The 19311-nt window shown below is 71.6% G+C and carries 16 protein-coding genes; 7 read left to right on the forward strand and 9 right to left on the reverse strand.

Annotation, left to right across the window (positions count from 1 at the left end; genetic code table 11):
- Positions 1-81: 81 nt before the first annotated feature.
- Together IPM43_11340 and IPM43_11345 are read right to left on the reverse strand one after the other, a co-directional pair.
- Positions 82-1116, reverse strand: coding sequence for a TIGR03617 family F420-dependent LLM class oxidoreductase (locus tag IPM43_11340; protein ID QQS24009.1), 1035 nt, complete (start codon positions 1114-1116; stop codon positions 82-84).
- Complete coding sequence (locus tag IPM43_11345; GenBank protein QQS24010.1) at positions 1113-1922, reverse strand: enoyl-CoA hydratase; 810 nt, start codon at positions 1920-1922, stop codon at positions 1113-1115. The genes IPM43_11340 and IPM43_11345 overlap by 4 nt, the downstream gene beginning before the upstream one ends.
- 10 nt (positions 1923-1932) lie before the next feature.
- Between IPM43_11345 and IPM43_11350 the strand changes: the two genes are divergently transcribed.
- Positions 1933-2844, forward strand: a complete 912-nt coding sequence (locus IPM43_11350; protein QQS24011.1) for a TIGR03619 family F420-dependent LLM class oxidoreductase — start codon at positions 1933-1935, stop codon at positions 2842-2844.
- Between the two features lie 9 nt (positions 2845-2853).
- On the opposite strand, the gene IPM43_11355 is transcribed toward IPM43_11350, so the two are convergent.
- The gene (locus tag IPM43_11355) at positions 2854-3495 is read right to left on the reverse strand and encodes a helix-turn-helix domain-containing protein (GenBank protein QQS24012.1); all 642 of its coding nucleotides are present in this window, start codon (positions 3493-3495) and stop codon (positions 2854-2856) included.
- Between the two features lie 82 nt (positions 3496-3577).
- Here IPM43_11355 and IPM43_11360 point away from each other — a divergent pair, with 82 nt between their 5' ends.
- The 4 genes from IPM43_11360 to IPM43_11375 are packed head-to-tail and all read left to right on the forward strand — an operon-like array spanning position 3578 to position 7886.
- Entirely contained in the window at positions 3578-4810 is a 1233-nt protein-coding gene (locus IPM43_11360; GenBank protein QQS24013.1) for an amidohydrolase, read from the forward strand.
- Position 4811: 1 nt separating this feature from the next.
- Positions 4812-5600 carry an acetoacetate decarboxylase family protein gene (locus tag IPM43_11365; protein ID QQS24014.1) on the forward strand — a complete coding sequence of 263 codons (789 nt, stop codon included), beginning with the start codon at positions 4812-4814 and terminating at the stop codon, positions 5598-5600.
- Positions 5601-5653: 53 nt separating this feature from the next.
- Positions 5654-6532: an SDR family NAD(P)-dependent oxidoreductase gene (locus IPM43_11370; protein QQS24015.1), complete on the forward strand. Its 879-nt coding sequence runs from the start codon at positions 5654-5656 to the stop codon at positions 6530-6532.
- A 37-nt stretch (positions 6533-6569) separates the two neighbouring features.
- Complete coding sequence (locus tag IPM43_11375) at positions 6570-7886, forward strand: amidohydrolase family protein (GenBank protein ID QQS24016.1); 1317 nt, start codon at positions 6570-6572, stop codon at positions 7884-7886.
- Positions 7887-8061: 175 nt separating this feature from the next.
- On the opposite strand, the gene IPM43_11380 is transcribed toward IPM43_11375, so the two are convergent.
- Entirely contained in the window at positions 8062-9315 is a 1254-nt protein-coding gene (locus tag IPM43_11380) for a CoA transferase (protein QQS24017.1), read from the reverse strand.
- Positions 9312-10787, reverse strand: a complete 1476-nt coding sequence (locus IPM43_11385) for an aldehyde dehydrogenase family protein (protein QQS24018.1) — start codon at positions 10785-10787, stop codon at positions 9312-9314. Before IPM43_11385 ends, IPM43_11380 begins: the two co-directional genes overlap by 4 nt.
- Positions 10788-10897: 110 nt before the next feature.
- Here IPM43_11385 and IPM43_11390 point away from each other — a divergent pair, with 110 nt between their 5' ends.
- Positions 10898-12619, forward strand: coding sequence for an amidohydrolase family protein (locus tag IPM43_11390; protein ID QQS24019.1), 1722 nt, complete (start codon positions 10898-10900; stop codon positions 12617-12619).
- Positions 12620-12623: 4 nt separating this feature from the next.
- Here IPM43_11390 and IPM43_11395 read toward each other — a convergent pair whose 3' ends face one another.
- A complete protein-coding gene (locus tag IPM43_11395; protein QQS24020.1) occupies positions 12624-13520 on the reverse strand; it encodes a TIGR03619 family F420-dependent LLM class oxidoreductase in 897 nt (298 codons plus the stop codon).
- Positions 13521-13569: 49 nt separating this feature from the next.
- Here IPM43_11395 and IPM43_11400 point away from each other — a divergent pair, with 49 nt between their 5' ends.
- Positions 13570-14544: an NADPH:quinone oxidoreductase family protein gene (locus IPM43_11400; protein ID QQS24021.1), complete on the forward strand. Its 975-nt coding sequence runs from the start codon at positions 13570-13572 to the stop codon at positions 14542-14544.
- Between the two features lie 4 nt (positions 14545-14548).
- On the opposite strand, the gene IPM43_11405 is transcribed toward IPM43_11400, so the two are convergent.
- The 3 genes from IPM43_11405 to IPM43_11415 form a co-directional block, all read right to left on the reverse strand.
- A complete protein-coding gene (locus tag IPM43_11405) occupies positions 14549-15346 on the reverse strand; it encodes a hypothetical protein (GenBank protein QQS24022.1) in 798 nt (265 codons plus the stop codon).
- 115 nt (positions 15347-15461) lie between these two features.
- Entirely contained in the window at positions 15462-17117 is a 1656-nt protein-coding gene (locus IPM43_11410) for an AMP-binding protein (GenBank protein QQS24023.1), read from the reverse strand.
- A 49-nt stretch (positions 17118-17166) separates the two neighbouring features.
- Positions 17167-19311, reverse strand: coding sequence for an FAD-dependent oxidoreductase (locus tag IPM43_11415; protein QQS24024.1), 2145 nt, complete (start codon positions 19309-19311; stop codon positions 17167-17169).

The following is a 19311-nucleotide window of genomic DNA, read 5'->3' on the forward strand; positions in this document are numbered from 1 at the left end:
GCTGGAAGTGCGATATGTGGAGACACCCGTCTGTCGTGAGATATCGCACTTCCACCGGTCGCGCCGCGCGCCGGCGGTAGGTCAGAACTGGCGCTTCAGCGCGGTGAGGGCGTCGGCGAAGGCGGCGTCGTCGGTGGGGTCCGGTGGCGGGGCGACGAGCAGGCCGCCGGCCAGACCGGCGAACCACTCCTCGGCAACGGCGGGGAGCTCGGCGTATGTGGCCTGGGGCACGAGCGCGTCGAGCACCTCGTCGGTGACGAGCCCGCGCAGGTCGTCCCAGCGACCCTCGCGGATCAGCGCCCGCAGCCGCCCGGCGAGCTCGGTCCAGCCGAACAGGTCGAGAGTGCGCTCGTACGCCGGCGTCGAGTACAAGAACGCGAGCAGCCGCCGGTTGTGCTCACGGCGCTCGTCGAGCTCGGCCAGTGAGTTGCCGAGCATCCACTGCGTGCCGGCGACCACCTCGATGTCGGCGAGCGTTCGCCCCGCGGCGGCCGCGCCCCGCTCCAGCTCGGGCAGGCACAGCTCACGCAGGTAGCGCGGGTGGCTGTTCGTCGGGTGCGTGACGAACCCAGCCGCCACCCGACCGGCCAGGGCCACGATGCCGCGGTTGACGCCTCCCAGCCAGATCTGCGGCGCAGCGGCTCCGTCGGGCAGAGGGTCGGGGGTGAAGTTCGGGGTCAGCAGGTTCAGCGTGTAGTGCTCGCTCACCTGGTTCAGCCGCTCCTCACCGCCGAAGGCTCGCCAGCACGCCTGCACCGCGGCGACGTAGTCGCGCATCCTGCCGACGGGATCGTCGAAGGCCGCGCCGAAGCGGCGCTCGATGTGGGGGCGGATCTGGGTGCCGAGCCCGAGCTGGAACCGTCCCGACGAGAGCGCGGCCAGGTCCCACGCCGAATAGGCGACGGCCATCGGGCTGCGCGGGAAGGCGAGCGCGACCGACGTCCGCACGACGATGTGCTCCGTGGCGGTGAGCGCGGCCATCGACACGAGGAACGGGTCGTGGATCGTCTCCGCGACGTGCAGCCCGTCGTAGCCGAGCCGTTCGACGCGGCGGGCGTGCTCACCCACCCGCGCCACCGGGAGGCGGGGGTCCATCCCCGCGTAGACGCGCGTCACGGCTGCCTGCTGCGCTCGGCGGCGGCCCGCGCCGCCCACTCGCGGGCGCGGCGGTTCTCGTACTCGTAGGTCTCCTCGCCGCAACCCATCGGCGCCACCTCGCGGTACAGCGCGCGCACCTCGGCGACCGCCGCGGCGGGGTTGGCCGCCACGTGGCGGGCCAGCTCGACGGCGCGGGGGAGCAGCTCGCCGTGGGCGACGACCTCGTTCACCAGGCCCCACGCGAGCGCGGTGGGCGCGTCGACGAAGTCACCCGTGAGGCTCATCTGCCGCGCCCGGCGGGCACCGACGGCCTCGGGCAACAGGATCGTCAGCCCCCACCCGGGCAGCATCCCCACCTTCGCGTGGGTGTCGGCGAACCGGGCCAGTTCGGAAGCGACCAGGAAGTCGCACGCCAAAGCGATCTCCAACCCGCCGGTGACCGCCGCCCCGTTGATCGCACCGATCACCGGCACCCGTGTCGGGGGCAGCGCGCCCCACCATCCCGGGTGCGGGTTGGCGCCGGTCTTCGCGCCGGAACGCACGTCGCGCAGGTCGAATCCGGCACAGAACGCGGGGTCGCTGCCGGTGAGCACGATCGCGCGCACGGCCGGATCGGCGTCGCAGGCGCTGATCGCGCCCGGCAGCGCAGCGGCGAGCTCGGCGTTCAGTGCGTTGCGCGCCTGCGGGCGGTGCAGCGTGACCACCGCGACGCCGTCGTCGTTGTCGATCAGCACCACCCCGTCGCCCGCAACGCTCTCGACCTGAGGGGGAGCGGGCGGGTCCACGTCTGACAGAGTGTCAGACCGCAGACCGCTTCGACACATAGGGGAATCGATGAAGTTCTGGTGCGCAACGGCCTTCATGGACACCACCGAGATGGTGCATGTCGCGACGCTGCTCGACCGCGCTGGCTACCACGGGCTGATGGTCAGCGACCACCTCGTGCACCCGCGGGAGCTGACCAGTCCGTACCCGTATTCGCCGCACCCCGACGGCCGCCCGATCTGGGAACCGGAGACGGCCTGGCCGGATCCGTGGGTGCTGATCGGCGCCATGTCGGCGCTGACCACGCAACTGCGCTTCACGACGAACGTGTACGTAGCTCCCCACCGTCCGATCCTGCAGCTCGCGAAGGAGGTCGCCACGGCTTCGGTGATCTCCGGCGGCCGGGTGATGCTCGGCGCCGGCGCGGGGTGGATGAGAGAAGAGTTCGAGCTGCAGGGCCAGGAGTACGCCACGCGCGGCAAGCGCCTGACGGAGATGGTGCGGGCACTGCGGGAGCTGTGGAAGGGCGGCTGGGTGGAGTGGCACGGCGACCACTACGACATCCCCGAGCTGATGATGGAGCCCCACCCGCCGGCACCGGTGCCGATCTACATCGGCGGCTACTCCGACATCGCGCTGAAGCGTGCGGCCCAGGTGGGCGACGGCTGGATCGGCGGCGCCTATCCCTACGACGAGGCGGTGCAGTACGCCCGGAAGCTGAAGGAGTACCTGCGCGCGGAGGGTCGCGCCGGCGAACCGTTCGAGATCATCCTGGGCATCTACGAGATGCCGAGCGCCGACCTCTACCGCCGTGCCGAAGACGACGGGATCACCGCGATGATGTGCCAGCCGTGGGCGCTCGCCAACCTGCCCGCCCTTCCCGCTTTGGCCGCCGGCGAGCAGCGGACGCTCGACGAGGTGGCCGCCGTCTACCAGAGCTCGATCGACGAGTTCGCCGAGCAGATCGTGCACCGCTGCTAGCTGCCGGGCTCAACGTGCGGCGTCGATCGCTCGCGCGGCGGCGGCGGCGAGCGCGCCCAACCTCTTCAGGTCGGCTCGCGGCAGGCGGCTGCGCGGCCCGACGACGGTTAGCACCCCTACCCCTCGCCCGGCGCGGTCGAACAGGGCCGCGCCGACGGCCACGGCGTTCGGATAGGACTGGTCGACCACCCAGTGCCGGCGCGGCTCGGCCGGCGCGCCGAGCTGGCGGCGCAGTTCGTGGTCGGCCTCGAGACGCAGCTCGGTGCCGATCGGCACGGTCACCCGCAGCGGCTGCACGCTGTCGACGGCGTCCACCAGCACCAGCTGCTCTCCCTCCCGGCGCCACATGAGCACGGTCTCGCCGGTGCTCTGCTGGAGTCCCTCCAGATGGGGGCGCGCGGCCTCCCGCCAGTCGGGCGCGTAGTGCGCCGCCACGCGCGCGGCGCGCCCGGTGAGCTCCCACGCGCCGCTGTCGTCGTCGACCTGGCGGATCCAGCCGAGCCCGCCGAGGGTGACGAGCACCCGCTGCACGGCGTTCTTGTCGAGGCCGGCCTCGCGGGCGAGCGCGGACACTCCGGCGGGCTGGCGCTCGGCGAGCAGCTCCAGCACCCGGAACGCGCTTTCGACGGACTGCAGGGTCTTGACAGCCATGGCACCTCGGCGGGAGACTGTATCACGACGTGAGCTACCGTATCGCATGTCGATACAGGCTGCAAGGGGGGTAGTGACAGAGATGCTCGCTGGCGACCGCTATGTGGTGATCAGCTCCGACGGCCACGCCGGGGCAGACCTGGCCGACTACCGCCCGTACCTGGCCTCCCGCCACCACGACGACTTCGACGCGTGGGCGGCGACGTTCGAGAACCCCTACGCCGACCTCTCCGGCCCCGACGGCAGCCGCAACTGGGACAGCGACCGGCGCCTCGCCGAGCTCGAAGACGACGGCATCGTCGCCGAGGTGGTGTTCCCGAACACCATCCCGCCGTTCTTCCCCAAGGCTTCGCTCACCACCCAGGTGCCGGCGGCGACCGCCGGCGACCTCGCGTTGCGCTGGGCGGGCCTGCAGGCGCACAACCGCTGGCTCGCCGACTTCTGCGCGGCCACGCCGGGGCGCCGTGCGGGCGTGGCCCAGATCATGCTGCACGACATACCCGCCGCTGTCGAAGAGATCCGGTGGGCGCACGCGCACGGGCTCACCGGTGGGGTGCTGCTGCCCGGTGTCCCGCCCGGCATCGGCCTGCCCCAGCTCTACGAACCGGTGTACGAGCCACTGTGGGAGGTGTGCGAAGAACTGGCGATGCCGGTGAGCCACCACGGCGGCAGCGCCAGCCCGCCGATGGGCGACGCCGACGCGGACAAGGTGATCTTCCTGCTCGAGGTGACGTGGTGGTCCCACCGTGCGCTCGCCCATCTGATGGTGTCGGGCGCGTTCGAGCGGCATCCGGGGATGAACTTGGTGTTCACCGAGTCCGGCACCGCGTGGGTGCCCGAAGAGCTGGCCCGTCTCGACTACTTCTTCGACCGCATGGGCAAGGCGGGGGGATCGCAGGAGGCCGAGTGGGGAGCGTCGGTGGTCGGCAAGCTCTCGATGAAGCCGAGCGAGTACTGGGCCCGCCAGTGCTACATCGGGGCCAGCTTCATCCGCCCCGCCGAGGTGCCGCTGCGCGACCGCGTCGGAGGCGACCGCATCATGTGGGGCAACGACTACCCGCACAAGGAGGCCTCCTACCCCTGGTCGCGCGAGGCGATTCGCGCCGCGTTCGCCGGGGTCCCGACCGACGAGGTGGCGGCGATGCTCGGGGGCAACGCGGCCGCGCTGTACGGCTTCGACATCGCCGCGCTCGCGCCGATCGCGGAGCGGGTCGGGCCGGCCGTGGCCGAGATCGACGTGCCGCTGCGCCCCGGCGACGTGCCCCTCGCCGCGGAGCGCTGCCCAGCGCTCGCCGGGTTCGGAGCGCGCGGCTGACATGGCAGCCTCCAGCCGGATCCGCTACGGGGCGAGGACGCCCGACGAGTTGCGCAACCGCGAGGTCGAGCTGACCTCGCTCGGGGTGTGGGCGCTGACGCTCACCGCCATCTACGAGACCGACGCCGACGCCATCGCCGCCGTGCTGCCCCGCCCGCTGGAGCCGCCTCCCGAGCCGCTGGTGCGGGTGACCGTGGCAGCCGTCGACATCGGCCTCGGCCGGCCGCCGTTCGGGGCGGGGACGTTCGCGGTGTCGGCGGTGCACGAGGGGCTCCTCGGCGCCTACCCGCTGGTGATGCCGATGACCACCGAGCAGGCCGTGGTCGGCGGGCGGGAGACGTTCGGCGAGCCGAAGAAGCTCGCCGAGGTGGTGGTGAGCCGAGACGGCGACCGGGTGCAAGGCTGGTTCGAGCGGATGGGGACGCGCTTCGTCGAGATCGACGGCCGTGTCGGCGCGCCGGTCGAGACACCGGTGCGCACCCGCACCGACTTCTACTTCAAGTTCCTGCCGGCCCCGGACGGCAACGGCTTCGACACCGACCCTGCCCTCGTCTACTGCCATCGCGAGGAGACGACCCGCGAGGCGTTCGTCGTGGACGGCGACATCGTGCTGCGCGAGAGCCGCTTCGATCCCGTCGCCGACCTGCCGGTGCGCAAGCTGCGCTCGGTCGAGCTCGCCGAGCGCACGAGCCGCCAGTGGGGCGAGCTGCACGGCACCGTGCCCGGCGACTGGATCACGCCCTTCGTGCACCAGCGCTACGACGACCTGTCGCCAGTCGGCACCGACTGAGCGCGGGCGAGCGGCCAGATCGACGGCTGAAACGGCTTCGGAGGAGACACGAGATGGAACTGGTCGGGAGGGTGGCGGTGGTCACCGGTGGCGCCGGGGGCATCGGGCGCGCGATGGGCGAGCGCTTCGCGGCCGAGGGGATGAAGGTGGTCCTTGCCGACGTGCAGCCCGAGCCGCTCGCGCAGACCGTCGCCGAGCTGCGCGCATCGGGGCTCGACGTCGACGGCGTGCCTACCGACGTGACCGACTACGCGAGCGTCGAGGCACTGCGCGACCGCGTGCTCGAGCTGCACGGCGCGGTGCACCTGCTGTGCAACAACGCCGGCATCGGCGCCGGGGCCGAGGGCCGGATGTGGGAGCACGAGCTGAACGACTGGCGCTGGGCGATGGCGGTCAACGTGTGGGGCGTGATCCATGGCATCAACGCCTTCGTGCCGGGGATGGTCGCCGGCGGCGAAGAGGGGTGCGTGGTGAACACGTCGTCGGGCAACGGCGGGGTCTCGCCGCTCGCCTCCACCCCGCAGTACGCGGTCACCAAGGCTGCCGTGGTCACCCTGACCGAGTGCCTGTACGCGCAGCTGCTCGAGGCCGGTTCTTCCGTGACCGCGGCGGTGCTGTTCCCCGGCCCGCACATGCTGCGCACCGGGCTGTTCGAGAGCTGGCGCACTCGCCCCGACGTGTTCGCTAAGGAACGCGCCCGCCAGACGCCGTACACCACCGTCGAAGCACTCGAAGAACAGATGCGTGCGGCGGGCATCGAGCCCCAGTACACGCCCGTCGAACACGTCGCCGCGCAGGTCGTCGACGCCGTGCGCGAGGGGCGGTTCTGGATCCAACCGGCGAGCGAGCGCACCGACACCCAGATCCGGGCGCGTGCCGAGAGCATGCTCGCCCGTACCAACCCGACGTACCTGCGGGCAGTGCCCGGCTGAGCCGGCCGAGACAGAGACCGAAAGAGGAGACCCACCAGTGGACAGCGACCCGACCACCGACGACCCGACGGCCCCGTACATCATCGTGTCGGCCGACAGCCATGCCGGCTTGCCGACCGAGGACTACCGGGCGTACCTCGACGCGAAGTACCACGACGCCTTCGACGGCTTCCTCAGCGAGCGCCACGTGCAGCTGGAAGCGATCACCAAGCTCGGCGTGCGCAACGAGAGCTACGCCAAGTCGTGGTTCGAGGAGCACGAAGAGGCGTTGCGCGGCGGCTGGGAGGCGCCCCGGCGCGACGTCGAGCTGGACGGCGATGGGGTCAGCGGCGAGGTCGTGTTCCCCGACGCCGACGCGGTCGAGAGCCGCACCTGCGTGCCGTTCGGTGCGGGGCTGGGGATGAGCGGCGACATGAACCCCGAGCTCGGCCTCGCCGGGGCGATCGCCCACAACCGCTGGCTCGCCGAGCTCTGCGCGACGAGCCCCGAGCGACGCTGTGGCGTCGCCCTCGTGCCGATCACGGCCGAGCTCGACCGGGTGCTGGCCGAGATCCGCCGCGCCCGGGAGAGCGGGCTCGGGTCGGTGATGATCCCGGCGATGTGGGTGGACCAGACGCCCTACCACGACCGGCGCTACGACCCGGTCTGGGCGCTGTGCGAGGAACTGCAGATGCCCGTCGTCACCCACAGCGGCCCCGCGCCGCGCCAGGAGTACGGCGACCACCTCGGGATCTACGTCACCGAGGTCACCTGGTGGCCGGCCCGCCCGATGTGGTTCATGCTGTGGAGCGGCGTGTTCGAGCGCTTCCCCGGGCTGCGCTTCGGCGTCGCCGAGGCGGGCTGCTGGTGGCTGCCTGGGCTGCTCTGGTTCTGGGACCGGCTGTTCCTCGGGCAGAAGGGAGCCGAGAAGCTCGGCGCCAACCCGTTCGGGGGCGCGGTGTCGATGCTGCCCTCGGAGTACGTCGACCGCAACGTGTTCATCGGCGCTTCGAACACCAAGCGCCGTGAGCTCGGCATGCGCTACGAGATCGGAGTCGGCAACATCTGCTGGGGCAACGACTTCCCCCACCCGGAGGGCACCTGGCCGACGACGCGGGAGTGGCTGACGAAGACCTTCCACGACATCCCCGTCGACGAGACCCGTGCCATGGTGGGCATGAACGCGGCCGAGATCTTCGGCTTCGACCTCGCCGCGCTGCGCAAGCACGCCGATCGTTGCGGGCCCACCCCTGCCGACTTCGGCCAGGTCACCGCCGACGACCCCGCCGGTGAGCGCCTCGCCCCCCGCTGGGCCGAGGCCCGCGAGGTCGGGCGCCACTGGCTCACCGGCCACGACTTCCCGCTCATCGCCTGACCCACCGAACCCCGTCGAACAACACCGAACCCCATCGAACCGCCGGATCGCCCCCCCAAACCGCAGCTTCCGCGCCAATCTGTCAACGAATCGACGCCAGGTGCAGCTATCGCGCCAGATTGGCGCGCAAGCCGCGGCCTCGGGCGGCGGGCGGCGGGCGGCAGGGCGGCAGGGGTCAGGCGACGGCGCCGGACGAGCGGAGTGCCGCGATGCGGGCGTCGTCGTAGCCGAGCACGCGCAGTACCTCGTCGGTGTGCTGGCCGGGGTCGGGGGCGCGCTCGGGGGCGGGCAGCTCCTCGCCGGTGACGTGGAGGGGTAGCAGCATCTGGTCGCAGCCGAGCCGCTCGGCTCCGACCCAGCTGATCCGCTCGCGGAACTGGGGGTCGTCCAGCAGGCTCGCCGGCGTGTTCGCGGGGGCGATCGTGGTGTTGTGCTCGTCGGCGAACGCGATCCACTCGGCCGTCGTGCGCGTACGGAAGATCTCGCGCAGCTCCGCCTGCAGTTCGAGGTTGCCGCGCGCGTGGTCGGCGTAGGTGGAGCCCGGCCAGCGCTCGAACAGGTCCATCCGGGAGACCCCCGCGCAGAAGCTCTTCCAGAACGCTTGCTCGCTCGCCATGAACAGCACGTGCCCGTCGGCCGACTCGTAGAACTGGTAGCGCACCCCCTCCCACATTCCCCCGAGGCCCGGTGCCCGGCGCTCGTAGCCGTCGCTCGCGTTGCCGGTGACCTCGTCGGCGGGGCGCTGGTAAGAGCGCGCGGTCTCGATGCGGTACCAGTCGAAGTAGGCGGCGGCGTCGCTCTGGGCGAGCTCCATCTGCGCCGGCTCACCGGTGGTGCGCGCCCGCACGAGGGCGGCCATGATCGCCATCGCCGCGAATGCCGGCCCGGCGGTGATGCCGACGTTGACCTGGTTGGGGATGCGCGTGAAGCCGTCGTCGTCGACGACGGGCTGCACCACCCCGCTCCACGCGTCGTACGCGACGCCGTGGCTCGGTAAATCGCGGTAGGGGCCGGTGGCGCCGTAGCCCGAGATCGAGCACACCACGATCCGCGGGTTCAGCTCGACCAGGCGCTCGAACGTGTACCCGCGCTTCGCGAGGAAACCCGGACGCATGCCCTCGATGACGACGTCGCTCGCGCGCACGAGATCGTCGAACACCTCGATCGCCTCGGGCTGCTTCAGGTCGAGCACCAGCGACTTCTTGCCACGGTTGAGGTGGAGGTGCATGAGCGAGTTGCTCACCCGCTCGCCGCCGGGGCCCTGTTCGTGGACGATCGGCCACGTCATCTGGCGCACGTAGTCGCCGCCGGGCGCCTCGATCTTCACCACTTCAGCCCCGAAGTCGACGAGATGCCCGGCGAGCCCGCCGGGGCCGAGCATCGAGCAGTCGAGGGCGCGGACGCTCGCGAGGAAGGCCGCGGGCTTCATCCCGGCCACACGATCGACTGCATCTCGGTGTAGGCGTGCAGCCCGAAGTCGCCGCCGTCGCGGCCGATGCCGCTCATCTTGAAGCCGCCGAACGGCGTCTCGTGGTTGCGTTGGGCGGTGTTGATGCCGACGTTGCCGCTGCGCAGCTGCCGGGCGATGCGGTAGGCGCGGTCGGTGTCGGTGGAGAACACGTAGTCGTAGAGCCCGAACTCGGTGCCGTTCGCGATGGCGATGCCCTCTTCCTCGTCGTCGAAGGGCACGACGACGACGACCGGGCCGAAGATCTCCTCTTGCACCGGCGTCATCCCCGCCCGGCAGTCGGCGAGCAGGGTCGGGGCGACGTAGAAGCCGCGCTCGACACCGGCCGGATCGCGACCGTCGACGACGACCGTCGCGCCCTCGCTTGCTCCCGCGGCGACGTAGCCCGCGATGCGGTCACGCTGCACGGCCGAGATCACCGGGCCGACGACGGTGTCCAGCGCGGTCGGGTCGCCGACCTTCAGGCTCCCCGCCGCTGAGGCCAGCGCGCCGACGAGCTCGTCGTAGCGGCTGCGGTGGACGATCGCGCGCGTCGGCGCGGTGCAGATCTGGCCGCTGTGGAACGCCCACACGCTGGCCAGCGCGCTCACCGCGGACTTCAGGTCGGCGTCGTCGAGGACGAGCGCCGCACCCTTGCCGCCGAGCTCGAGCAGCAGGCGCTTCATCGTCGGGGCGCCGGCGGCGAAGATGCGCTCGCCGACGACGGTGGAGCCGGTGAAGCTGACCATGTCGACGTCGCGGCTCGTGGTGAGCGCGGCCGCCGGCTCGGGCGCAGCGGAGGTGACGATGTTCACGACCCCCGGCGGGAAGCCGACCTCGTGCATGATCTCGGCCAGCTCGATCACCGCCAGGGGGTCCTGCGGAGCGGGCTTCATCACCACGGTGCAGCCGACGGCGAGGGCTGGTGCGATCTTGCCGGCCATGTTGACGACGGGGAAGTTGTACGGCGAGATGCACGCCACCACACCGACCGGTTGGCGGTGCACGACGGCGCCGATCAGCCCGCCCGCGGCGAGGGGGGTGGCCGCGGTGGGCGCCGGGGGGAGCGCGATGTCGATCGAGCGCGTCGCCGAGCGGGCGTAGCGCTCGAAGCGCTCGATCGCCACCGGCACCTGCATGCGTGAGCCCACCTGGGCGGTCGCGCCGGTCTCGCTGATGATCAGCGGCACGAGCTCGCCCTGACGTTCGCGCAGGCGATCGGCGACCGCTTGCAGCAGGCGGGCCCGCTCCGCCGGGGGTGTGCGCCACCACCCGGGGAACGCCTCCTGTGCCGCGCGAGCAGCCTCTTGCGCCTGCTCCACCGACGCCTCGGGCGCCCGGCCGACGACCTGCTCGGTGGCCGGATTGACGATGTCGTAGGCGCCGTTCGCGCCGTCGAGCCACTCTCCGCCGATCAGTATCCGGTAGTGCTTGTCGCCCGTCACGTCCGACATCTTCTGCCCCCTCGGCCTCGCCTCGCGCCGCCCCGGACCGGATGGTTCGGGCGCGGTCCGAGGTTACAATCTGACAGAGCGTCAGAAACCAACTGTCCGGGGGTTCGCACATGCTCGACGAGCTGATCAAGGGTGGAACGGTCGTGGACGGCACCGGCGCTGCGGCGCGCCGTGCCGACATCGGCGTGAGAGACGGGCGCATCGTCGCCATCGGTGAGGTGGACGAGCCGGCGAAGGTCGTCATCGACGCGACCGGGTTGCTCGTCACGCCCGGATTCGTCGACCCGCACACGCATTACGACGCCCAGCTGCTGTGGGACCCGACGGCCAGCCCGTCGAGCGTCCACGGGGTGACCACCGTCATCGCCGGCAACTGCGGGTTCACGCTCGCCCCGCTGCTGCCCGGCGACGCCGACTACCTGCGCCGGATGATGGCGCGGGTCGAGGGCATGCCTCTCGCCGCGCTGGAGAACGGCACCGACTGGGGATGGGAGACCTTCGCCGACTACATCGCGCGCATCGAGGGCTCGATCTCCGTCAACGCCGGGTTCCTCGCCGGCCACTGCGCCATCCGCCGCTACGTGATGGGCCCCGAGGCCGTCGGCAGCGAGGCCGACGCCGACCAGATCGCGGCGATGCGCGCCGAGTTGGCCCGTTGCATCGACGCCGGCGCCCTCGGCTTCTCGTTCACGAACTCCACCTCGCACTCCGACGGCGACGGCGAGCCGGTGGCCAGCCGCTGGGCGACATCGGACGAGCTGATCGCGCTGAGCGAAGAGGTCGGCCTGCACGAGGGCACCACCCTCGAAGGCATCGTGCCCGGCTGCCTCGACCGCTTCACCGACGACGAGATCGAGCTGATCGCCAAGATGAGCGCCGCGGCCAACCGGCCGATGAACTGGAACGTGCTCACCGTCGATTCCCGCGAGGCCGACCGGGTACCTCGCCAGCTCCAGGCGTACGACCGCGCGGTCGAGCTGGGCGGCAAGGTGGTCGCGCTGACGATGCCGGTGCAGGTGCCGATGAACATGAGCTTCCTCACGTTCTGCGGGCTGTGGCTGCTGCCCGGCTGGCAAGACGTGCTCGGCGTTCCGGTGGCCGAGCGGATCGAGCGGCTGAACGATCCCGACGTGCGCTTGCAGCTGCTCGAATCGTCGAAGTCCCAAGAGGCCGGGGTGTTCCGGCGTCTCGCCGACTTCGGCGACTACGTCATCGGCGACACGTACTCCCCGGCGAACGCAGGGTTGAAGGGCCGCATCGTGCGCAAGATCGCCGCCGAGCGAGGGCAGAGCTCGTTCGGCACGCTGCTCGACATCGTGATCGCCGACGACCTGCGCACCATCTTGTGGCCGATCCCGCAGGACAACGACGCCGAGTCGTGGCGCATGCGCGCCGAGCTGTGGCAGGACCCGCGGGCGATGATCGGCGGTTCCGACGCCGGCGCCCACCTCGACCGCATGTGCGGTGCCCCGTACCCGACCCGCTGGCTGAAGGACTGCCTGCGCGGCAAGAAGCTGACCACCGTCGAGAACGCGGTGCGGATGATGAGCTCGGCCCCCGCCGCGCTGTTCGGATTGGTCGACCGCGGTGTGCTGCGCGAGGGCGCTCACGCCGACGTCGTCGTGCTCGATCCCGAGACCGTCGGCGCCGAGGACGCGACCCTCGTCAACGACCTGCCGGGCGACTCCGCGCGGCTGACCGCGGGTTCGATCGGCGTCGTGCGAGTGCTGGTCAACGGCGTGCCGGTGGTCGTCGACGGCATCGCGACCGGTGCAGTTCCCGGCAAGGTGCTGAAGTCCGGCCGCGACACGGCCACCGTCACCGCTCGCTGACGCGTCAGACCGCGCGCGCGATCACCTCGTCGCCGAACCGGGCGATCGAGTCGCGGCGCACGGCGAGGTCTTCGGGATCGCCGCCGGACAGGTACCACGGCACGGCTTGGAACACCGCGTGCATGCCGCACCCCTCGATCACGTCGGCGACGCGCCGGTAGCCGTCGAGGTCGAACACGTCGATCGGCAGCACGTTCATCGTGAATCCGGGGCGCGCGGCGGTGCCGGCCTCGTGGCGCAGGCGGGCGAGCTCGGTGGCGACGCGGGCGACCTCGTCGCTCGTCACCTGCACCGAGATCCAGCCGTCGCCGATGTCGGCCGCGCGGCGCAGCGCGGCTTCGCTGTGCCCGCCTACGTGGATGCGCACCGGCGCGGTCGGTGCCGGGCTGATCAGCAGCCGGTCGAAGTCGTAGTGCCGGCCGTGGTGCTCGACGAACTGCGGCCCACCACCGCCGCAGACGAGGCGCAAGATGGCGATCTGCTCGTCGAGGCGCGCCCCGCGGGTGCGCATCTCGGTGTTGGTGAAGCGGAACTCCTCGGGGATCCACGACAACCCGACCCCGAGCTCGACCCTCTCGCCGGAGAGCACCGCGAGGGAGCTGAGCTGCTTGGCCACGATCAAGGGTTCACGCAACGGCAGCTTGAGGACGTTCGTGACGAAGCCGATGCGTGAGGTGAGCGCGGCCATCGCCGCCATCGCCACGAACGGCTCGACGAAGGGAGTTTCGGGAGCCCAGAAGCGCTTGCCGTCGGAGGAGTACGGGTAGTCGGCGGAGACCTGCTCGGGGTAGAAGACGCTGTCGGGGACCGTGATCAGGTCGAAGCCGGCATCCTCGGCCACCGGGGCCAACGTGAGCAGTTGATCGGCCTCGAACATCGGGAACGCCACGCAGAACCGCATGGTCGCCCACGTTACGGGGGGAGGGGGTGTTGGCTTACTGTCCTTCGTCATGCGTGCGATCGTGTGCCGTGAGCTCGGGCCCTTCGACCGGCTGGAGCTCGTCGAGCAGCCGTCCGCGCCGATCCGCCCGGGCGCGGTGAGGCTTTCCGTGACCGCGTGCGGCGTCAACTACGTCGACGGCTTGTTCGTGCAGGGCACGTATCAGATCAAGCCGCCGACCCCGTTCGTGCCGGGGATGGAGGTGGTCGGCCGAGTGGTCGAGCTCGGTGAGGGTGTCACCGGAGTCGGTATGGGCGATCGCGTGCTGGCGAACGTCGGTCTCGGCGGGTTCGCGGACGAGGCCGTGGTGGGCGCCGACCGGGTGGTGCAGGTGCCCGACGTGCTGTCCGACGGACAGGCGGCGACGTTCATGCAGAGCTACCTGACGGGATGGTTCGCGCTGACCGAGCGGGCGAAGGCGCAGGCCGGCCAGTCGATGCTGGTGCTCGGCGCCGGGGGAGGTGTCGGGCTCGCCGCGGTCGACATCGGCACCGCTCGCGGACTGCGGGTGATCGCCGCCGCGTCGAGCGAGGAGAAGCGTGAGCTCGCCCGCAGCCGCGGTGCGGTCGAGACGATCGACAGCTCGCTCACCCCCGACGAGGTGAAGGAGCAGGCCAAAGCGGCTTCGGGGGGAGGGGTCGACCTGCTCTACGACCCCGTCGGAGGAGTGCTCGGCGAGACGTGCCTCCGCGCGATCGGCGAGGACGGCCAGTACCTCGTCGTCGGCTTCGTCGCCGGCATACCTCGGCTGCCCGCGAACCAGGTGCTGTTGCGCAACAGGCGGGTGACCGGCGTCGACTGGGGAGCCTGGGCGGGGCGTCACCCGGCCGAGAACGAGCGCCTGCTCGCCGAGGTGCTCGCGCTGATCGGGCAGGGGCGCCTGCGCCCGGTGGAGCCGCAGTCGTATCGCCTCGCCGACGCCGCCCAGGCGCTGGCCGACCTTGCCGACCGTCTGGTGGCCGGCAAGGTGGCCCTCGTCCCCTGAGCCGTCAGCCGGCGACGACGACGGGGATGGCGGCGAACTCGCCGGGGTCGGTCTCCAACCCGACGCCGCCCCTGACGAGCAGCGTCACGACGTCACCGGGGCCGGCCGAGGACAGGTCGAGCTCCACCGCGAACGGCTCGAGCGTCTCCATCGAGCCGCCCATCGTCGTCTGTTCGGCGAGCTCGTTCGCGGCATCGCCGGCGGGAAAGGCGGTCACGACGAGCAGCGCCTCGAAGCCTCTGCCCATGCCTTCCACGGCGAGGGGGCCAGCCGTGATCTCGGCGTAGGCCTCCGGGGAGTCGATCGAGGCGCCGTCGCTGACCGCGGCGAGGACGAACCAGCCCTCGCCGAGCTGGCGCATCAGCAGCAGGGAACGCACGACCCGTGTCGCGGCGCCGCCCTCACCAGGGGAGAAGGCCTCGATCTCGCCGCTGCGCTCGTCGCCCTGCATGAAATCACCGAGCTCGGCGGGCACACCGAGCGCGTTCTCGACGAAGTCGGCTGCGGCCTCCTCCGGCGTAGCGAACACCACGTCGGCGGCGGGCCAGATCGCGAGCTGATCTGTCGTCGCGGGCTCACTGGTGGTCGGCGCGGTCGTGTCGGGCGCTGTCGTGTCCGGCGCGGGGGTGGTAGCCGGCGCCTCGGTGGTGGGTGCGGCACTGGTCGTCTCGTCGAGTGTGGTCTCCGTGCCGGTGCTGTCTGTCGAGTCACCGGATGAGTCGTCGCCGCCGCAGGCGCCGACGAGTGCCACCGTCGCCAGCACGGCTGCGAGAGTCCGGGTGCGAGTGCGTGAGCGGGTCATGGGGATTCCTCCGTCCAAAGGGACCTGGGCCGGCCACCCGGCCGATTCCATCCATCCACCGCCCCCTTGCCGAGGCCAGGGCCGAAGGTCACGCCAGCAGTACCTGAGCCGAACGTCACTCCACCAGGTGAGCGCGGCCGTGCAGCGCGAAGCGCCGGCGCAGCTCCTCGGCTTCGTCGGCGCTGAGCTGGACGAAGCTCAGTTCTCTGCCCGGGCGCCACCACACCACGTCGCCGGCCTCCGGCGGGCCGGGGTGCCAGCGCTGGTTGACGAGCACGCGCTTTAGCACCTTGTTCGTCTGCGTCATCGGCAGCTCGTCGGCGACGCGTACGAACGTCGGCACCCACTTCGGCCCGAGGTCGGGCTGCGCGGCGAGGAAGGCGGCGAACGCGTCGGGGTCGAACGAGGTCCCAGGCGTGAGCTGCAGGCAGGCCATCACCCGGTCGCCTGCCTGCGGATCGGGCACGCCGTACACGGCGGCCAGCAGCAGCCCGGGGAAGCGGGCGAGGATGCGCTCGATCGGCGCGCCGGCGAAGTTCTCGCCGTCGACGCGCAGCCAGTCGGCGCTGCGCCCGGCGAAGTAGAAGAAACCCGCCGCGTCCCGGTAGGCGAGGTCACCCGACCAGTACGCACCGTCGCGCATGCGCTCGTGGTTCGCCTCAGCGTTGTTCCAGTAGCCCTCGAAGGAGCCGCCGCCGAGGTTGACGATCTCCCCGGTCGCCCCGTCGGCGTTCAGCAGGCGACCGTCGGCGTCGAACCGCGCGGGTGGGCACTCCTCGCCGGTGGCCGGGTCGAGCACGACGACCGTCGGCTGCGCGGGCACGCCGAGCGAGCCGGCGGGCATGTCGGGGACCCGCACGATCGCCGCGCCGGTCTCGGTCTGGCCGTAGCCGTCGGTCAGCGTGCAGCCGAATCGCTCCTGGAAGCGGGCGAGGTCGGCCTCGGAGGCCTCGTTGCCGTAGCCGCGCTGCAACGGGTTGTCGGCATCGTCGGGCTGCTCCGGGGTGGCGAGGATGTAGGCCAGCGGCTTGCCGACGTAGTCGAAGTACGTCGCCCCGTAGCGGCGGACGTCGGGCAGGAACTCCGACGCGGAGAACTTGCGGCGCAACGCGACGGCGGCGCCGACGGCGACGCTCGGCGCCCAAGCGGTGAACAGCGCGTTCGAGTGATAGAGCGGCATCGAGATGTACGTCACGTCCTCGGCGGTCAAGGACGTGATCGCCGTCATCGCGCCGGTGACGCTCTCCAACCTGGCGTGGGTCGTGATGACGGCCTTCGGCGCGCCGCTCGTGCCCGACGTGAAGAGCAGCAGCAACTGGGTGGCGGGATCGACGGGCTCCGCCGGCAGCGGCGACCCGCGGTGGGCTTGCAGCGCCTCGTCGTACGCCGGGTCGTCGACGACCAGCACGCGCGTGTTGGCGCCGAGGTCGAGTCCGTCGAGCAGCTCGAGCTGGCTGCGCTCGGTGACGACGAGCTGGCACTCGGTGTAGGTGATGGCGCGGGCCAGTTCCGCGCCGCGCCGCGTGGGGTTGATCCCGACGATCGTCGCTCCGCTGACGGCAGCGGCGCCGAGCCACATCGTGAAGTCGGGCACGTTCTCCAGCAGCACGCCGATGTGGGGCGCGGCGGGCAGCCTCAGCGAGCGCCACAGGTCGGCGCGCGTCGCGACCTCGGCGGCCCACTCCCGATACGTCCAGCGCTCGTCGCCGAAGAGCAGCGCCAGGTGGTCGTCGTCGACCCTGGCCCGGACGCGATCGGCGAAGCTGGACATGGCCTCCGATCGTAGGTCAGCACCCTTGCCGGCCGAAGGGCCGACCCGGTCAGAGCGAGCGTGCCACCGCGTCGGCGGAGTGCATCGCCCCTTCGATGTAGCCGACCTGTCCGGCGTCGCCGACGACGTGCACGTCGAGGCCTGCCTCGCGCAGTGCTTGCGCGAACGACTCGTCGGGGGCGACGTGGGAGGCGACGATCACCTCGTCGGCGGCGGCGGTGTGTTCCTGGTCGCCGACGCGGTAGACGACGTCGTCGGCGCGGATCTCGACGAGTGTCGCCTGGCGGTGCAGCATCACGCCGTGGGCGGCGGCACTGCGCACCGCCGTCCACCGGCGGGGCATCGCCATCGGCAGGCCGAGCGCGGTGCCTTCCTCCAACACGGTGACGCTGCGGCCGCGTTCGGCGAGGAACTCGGCCAGCTCGAGCCCGACGAGGCCGCCGCCGACGACGACGACGTGCTTGCCGACGGGCATCCACCGCTTGGAGAGCGAGCGGATGCGGTCGGTGTCTTCGGTGAGCTTCAGCGCGCGGCCGGCGGTCATCGCCGCGCGCACGAGCAGTCCGGGGCCGCCCTTCCCCCGCTGCGCGGAGTCCCCCGCGATCAGCGCGCGCATCTCGTCGCCGGTACGCACGTGGGCCCGGTCGGCGCCGGGCACGTCGGGGCGGGTGCGGCTGGCCCCGGTGGCCACGACCACCGTGTCGGGGCCGAGGGCGCGCACCGTGTCGAGTGTTGCCGCGGCGCCGAGGCGCACGTCGACGCCGAGCCGTTGCAGCTCGTGGACGTGCCAGGAGACGAGCTGGCCGTTGGCCGGGGTGGTGAGCTGGGAGAACCACGCCGTGCCGCCGAGGTGGCTGCCCCGCTCGAGCAGCGTCACCCGGTGACCACGCGCGGCGCAGATCCGCGCGGCTTCCATCCCCCCCGGACCTCCGCCGACGACCACCACGTTGCGCCGCGCGCTGGCGGCGGGGAGGTCGGCGAGCGCCTCGTTGCCGAGCGCGGGGTTCACCGCGCACTTCGGCGTGGCGTCGAAGAAGTTCTGCTCGACGCAGACGTAGCAGTTGATGCAGGGGCGCACCGATTCACGGCGCCCGGAGCGCAGCTTCCCGACCAGCTCGGGATCGGCGAGCAGTTGGCGACCCATCGAGACGAAGTCGCAGTCGTTGCTCGCGAGCATCTCTTGCGCGATCTCGGGCAGCAGACGCCCGACGGCGATCACCGGCACCTTGACGGCAGCCTTCACCGTGCGGGCGAACTCGCGGTACTGGCCCACGCCGGCGGGCAACGGGCCCTCGGTGAAGTCGGCGAACGGGTTGTGGGCGTTCGCCGACACGTGGATCGCGTCGGCGCCGGCGGCCTCGATCAGCGCTGCCAACGCGGCGGCCTGGGGGGCATCCACCCCACCGACAGGGCCGTACTCGTGGCCGTTGATGCGCACGATCACGGGGTAGTCGCGGCCCACCGCTTCGCGAATCGCCCGCGTCACCTCACAGGTCAGGCGCGCCCGGTTCTCGATCGTGGCGCCCCAGCGATCGGTGCGCTTGTTGTAGCCGGCGGAGAGGAACGTCGACAGCAGGTAGCCGTGCCCGGCGTGCACCTCGACCGCGTCGAAGCCGGCGTCCTTGCAGCGTGCGGCGGCCTCGGCGAAGGTGGCGATCACCCAGGCGAGGTCGTCCTCGTCGGCCTCGCGGTAGACCTGCGCCTTGCCCTTCGTCGTGGTGGCCAAGCGCATCAGCTCGTCCGTCGTCAGGTCCTGCAGCGCGGCCATGTCCATCTTCGGGATCGGCACGGACGGCACGAGTAGCTGGCGTTCCTCGGCGACGTCGACGCCGGCGGTCTTGCCGTGGTGGGCGAGCTGGGCACAGATCAGGCCGCCGACGGCGTGCACGGCGTCGGCCAGCGCACGCATGCCGGGCAGGTAGCGGTCGTCGCTCCAGCCGGGTTGGTGCCAGGAAGCCGCGCCGACGGGGTACGCGATGGCCCCGGCGCCGGTGATCACGAGCCCCGTACCTCCCGCGGCACGGGCGACGTAGTGGTCGATCTCGGCTTGCTCGATCACCCCGTCCTCGGACAGGTTCATGTCCATCGCCGGCATCACCACGCGGTTGGGCAGTTGCAGCGTCCCGATCCGGCCCGGAGCGAGCATCGCGGCGAACGGCCGCGTCGGCGAGCCGGCGGCACCTCTACCAGCCAT

This window comes from Actinomycetota bacterium, assembly GCA_016700055.1.
Lineage (GTDB): Bacteria > Actinomycetota > Acidimicrobiia > Acidimicrobiales > Ilumatobacteraceae > Kalu-18.

Excerpts from the sequence above, each read along its gene's own strand:
- IPM43_11365 (QQS24014.1), top strand. The coding sequence starts at position 4,812 with ATGGCAGCCTCCAGCCGGATCCGCTACGGGGCGAGGACGCCCGACGAG.
- IPM43_11350 (QQS24011.1), top strand. The coding sequence starts at position 1,933 with ATGAAGTTCTGGTGCGCAACGGCCTTCATGGACACCACCGAGATGGTG.
- IPM43_11400 (QQS24021.1), top strand. The coding sequence starts at position 13,570 with ATGCGTGCGATCGTGTGCCGTGAGCTCGGGCCCTTCGACCGGCTGGAG.
- IPM43_11380 (QQS24017.1), bottom strand. The coding sequence starts at position 9,315 with ATGAAGCCCGCGGCCTTCCTCGCGAGCGTCCGCGCCCTCGACTGCTCG.
- IPM43_11345 (QQS24010.1), bottom strand. The coding sequence starts at position 1,922 with ATGTGTCGAAGCGGTCTGCGGTCTGACACTCTGTCAGACGTGGACCCG.
- IPM43_11370 (QQS24015.1), top strand. The coding sequence starts at position 5,654 with ATGGAACTGGTCGGGAGGGTGGCGGTGGTCACCGGTGGCGCCGGGGGC.
- IPM43_11410 (QQS24023.1), bottom strand. The coding sequence starts at position 17,117 with ATGTCCAGCTTCGCCGATCGCGTCCGGGCCAGGGTCGACGACGACCAC.
- IPM43_11415 (QQS24024.1), bottom strand. The coding sequence starts at position 19,311 with ATGGCTGGTAGAGGTGCCGCCGGCTCGCCGACGCGGCCGTTCGCCGCG.
- IPM43_11385 (QQS24018.1), bottom strand. The coding sequence starts at position 10,787 with ATGTCGGACGTGACGGGCGACAAGCACTACCGGATACTGATCGGCGGA.
- IPM43_11390 (QQS24019.1), top strand. The coding sequence starts at position 10,898 with ATGCTCGACGAGCTGATCAAGGGTGGAACGGTCGTGGACGGCACCGGC.
- IPM43_11360 (QQS24013.1), top strand. The coding sequence starts at position 3,578 with ATGCTCGCTGGCGACCGCTATGTGGTGATCAGCTCCGACGGCCACGCC.
- IPM43_11395 (QQS24020.1), bottom strand. The coding sequence starts at position 13,520 with ATGCGGTTCTGCGTGGCGTTCCCGATGTTCGAGGCCGATCAACTGCTC.
- IPM43_11355 (QQS24012.1), bottom strand. The coding sequence starts at position 3,495 with ATGGCTGTCAAGACCCTGCAGTCCGTCGAAAGCGCGTTCCGGGTGCTG.
- IPM43_11405 (QQS24022.1), bottom strand. The coding sequence starts at position 15,346 with ATGACCCGCTCACGCACTCGCACCCGGACTCTCGCAGCCGTGCTGGCG.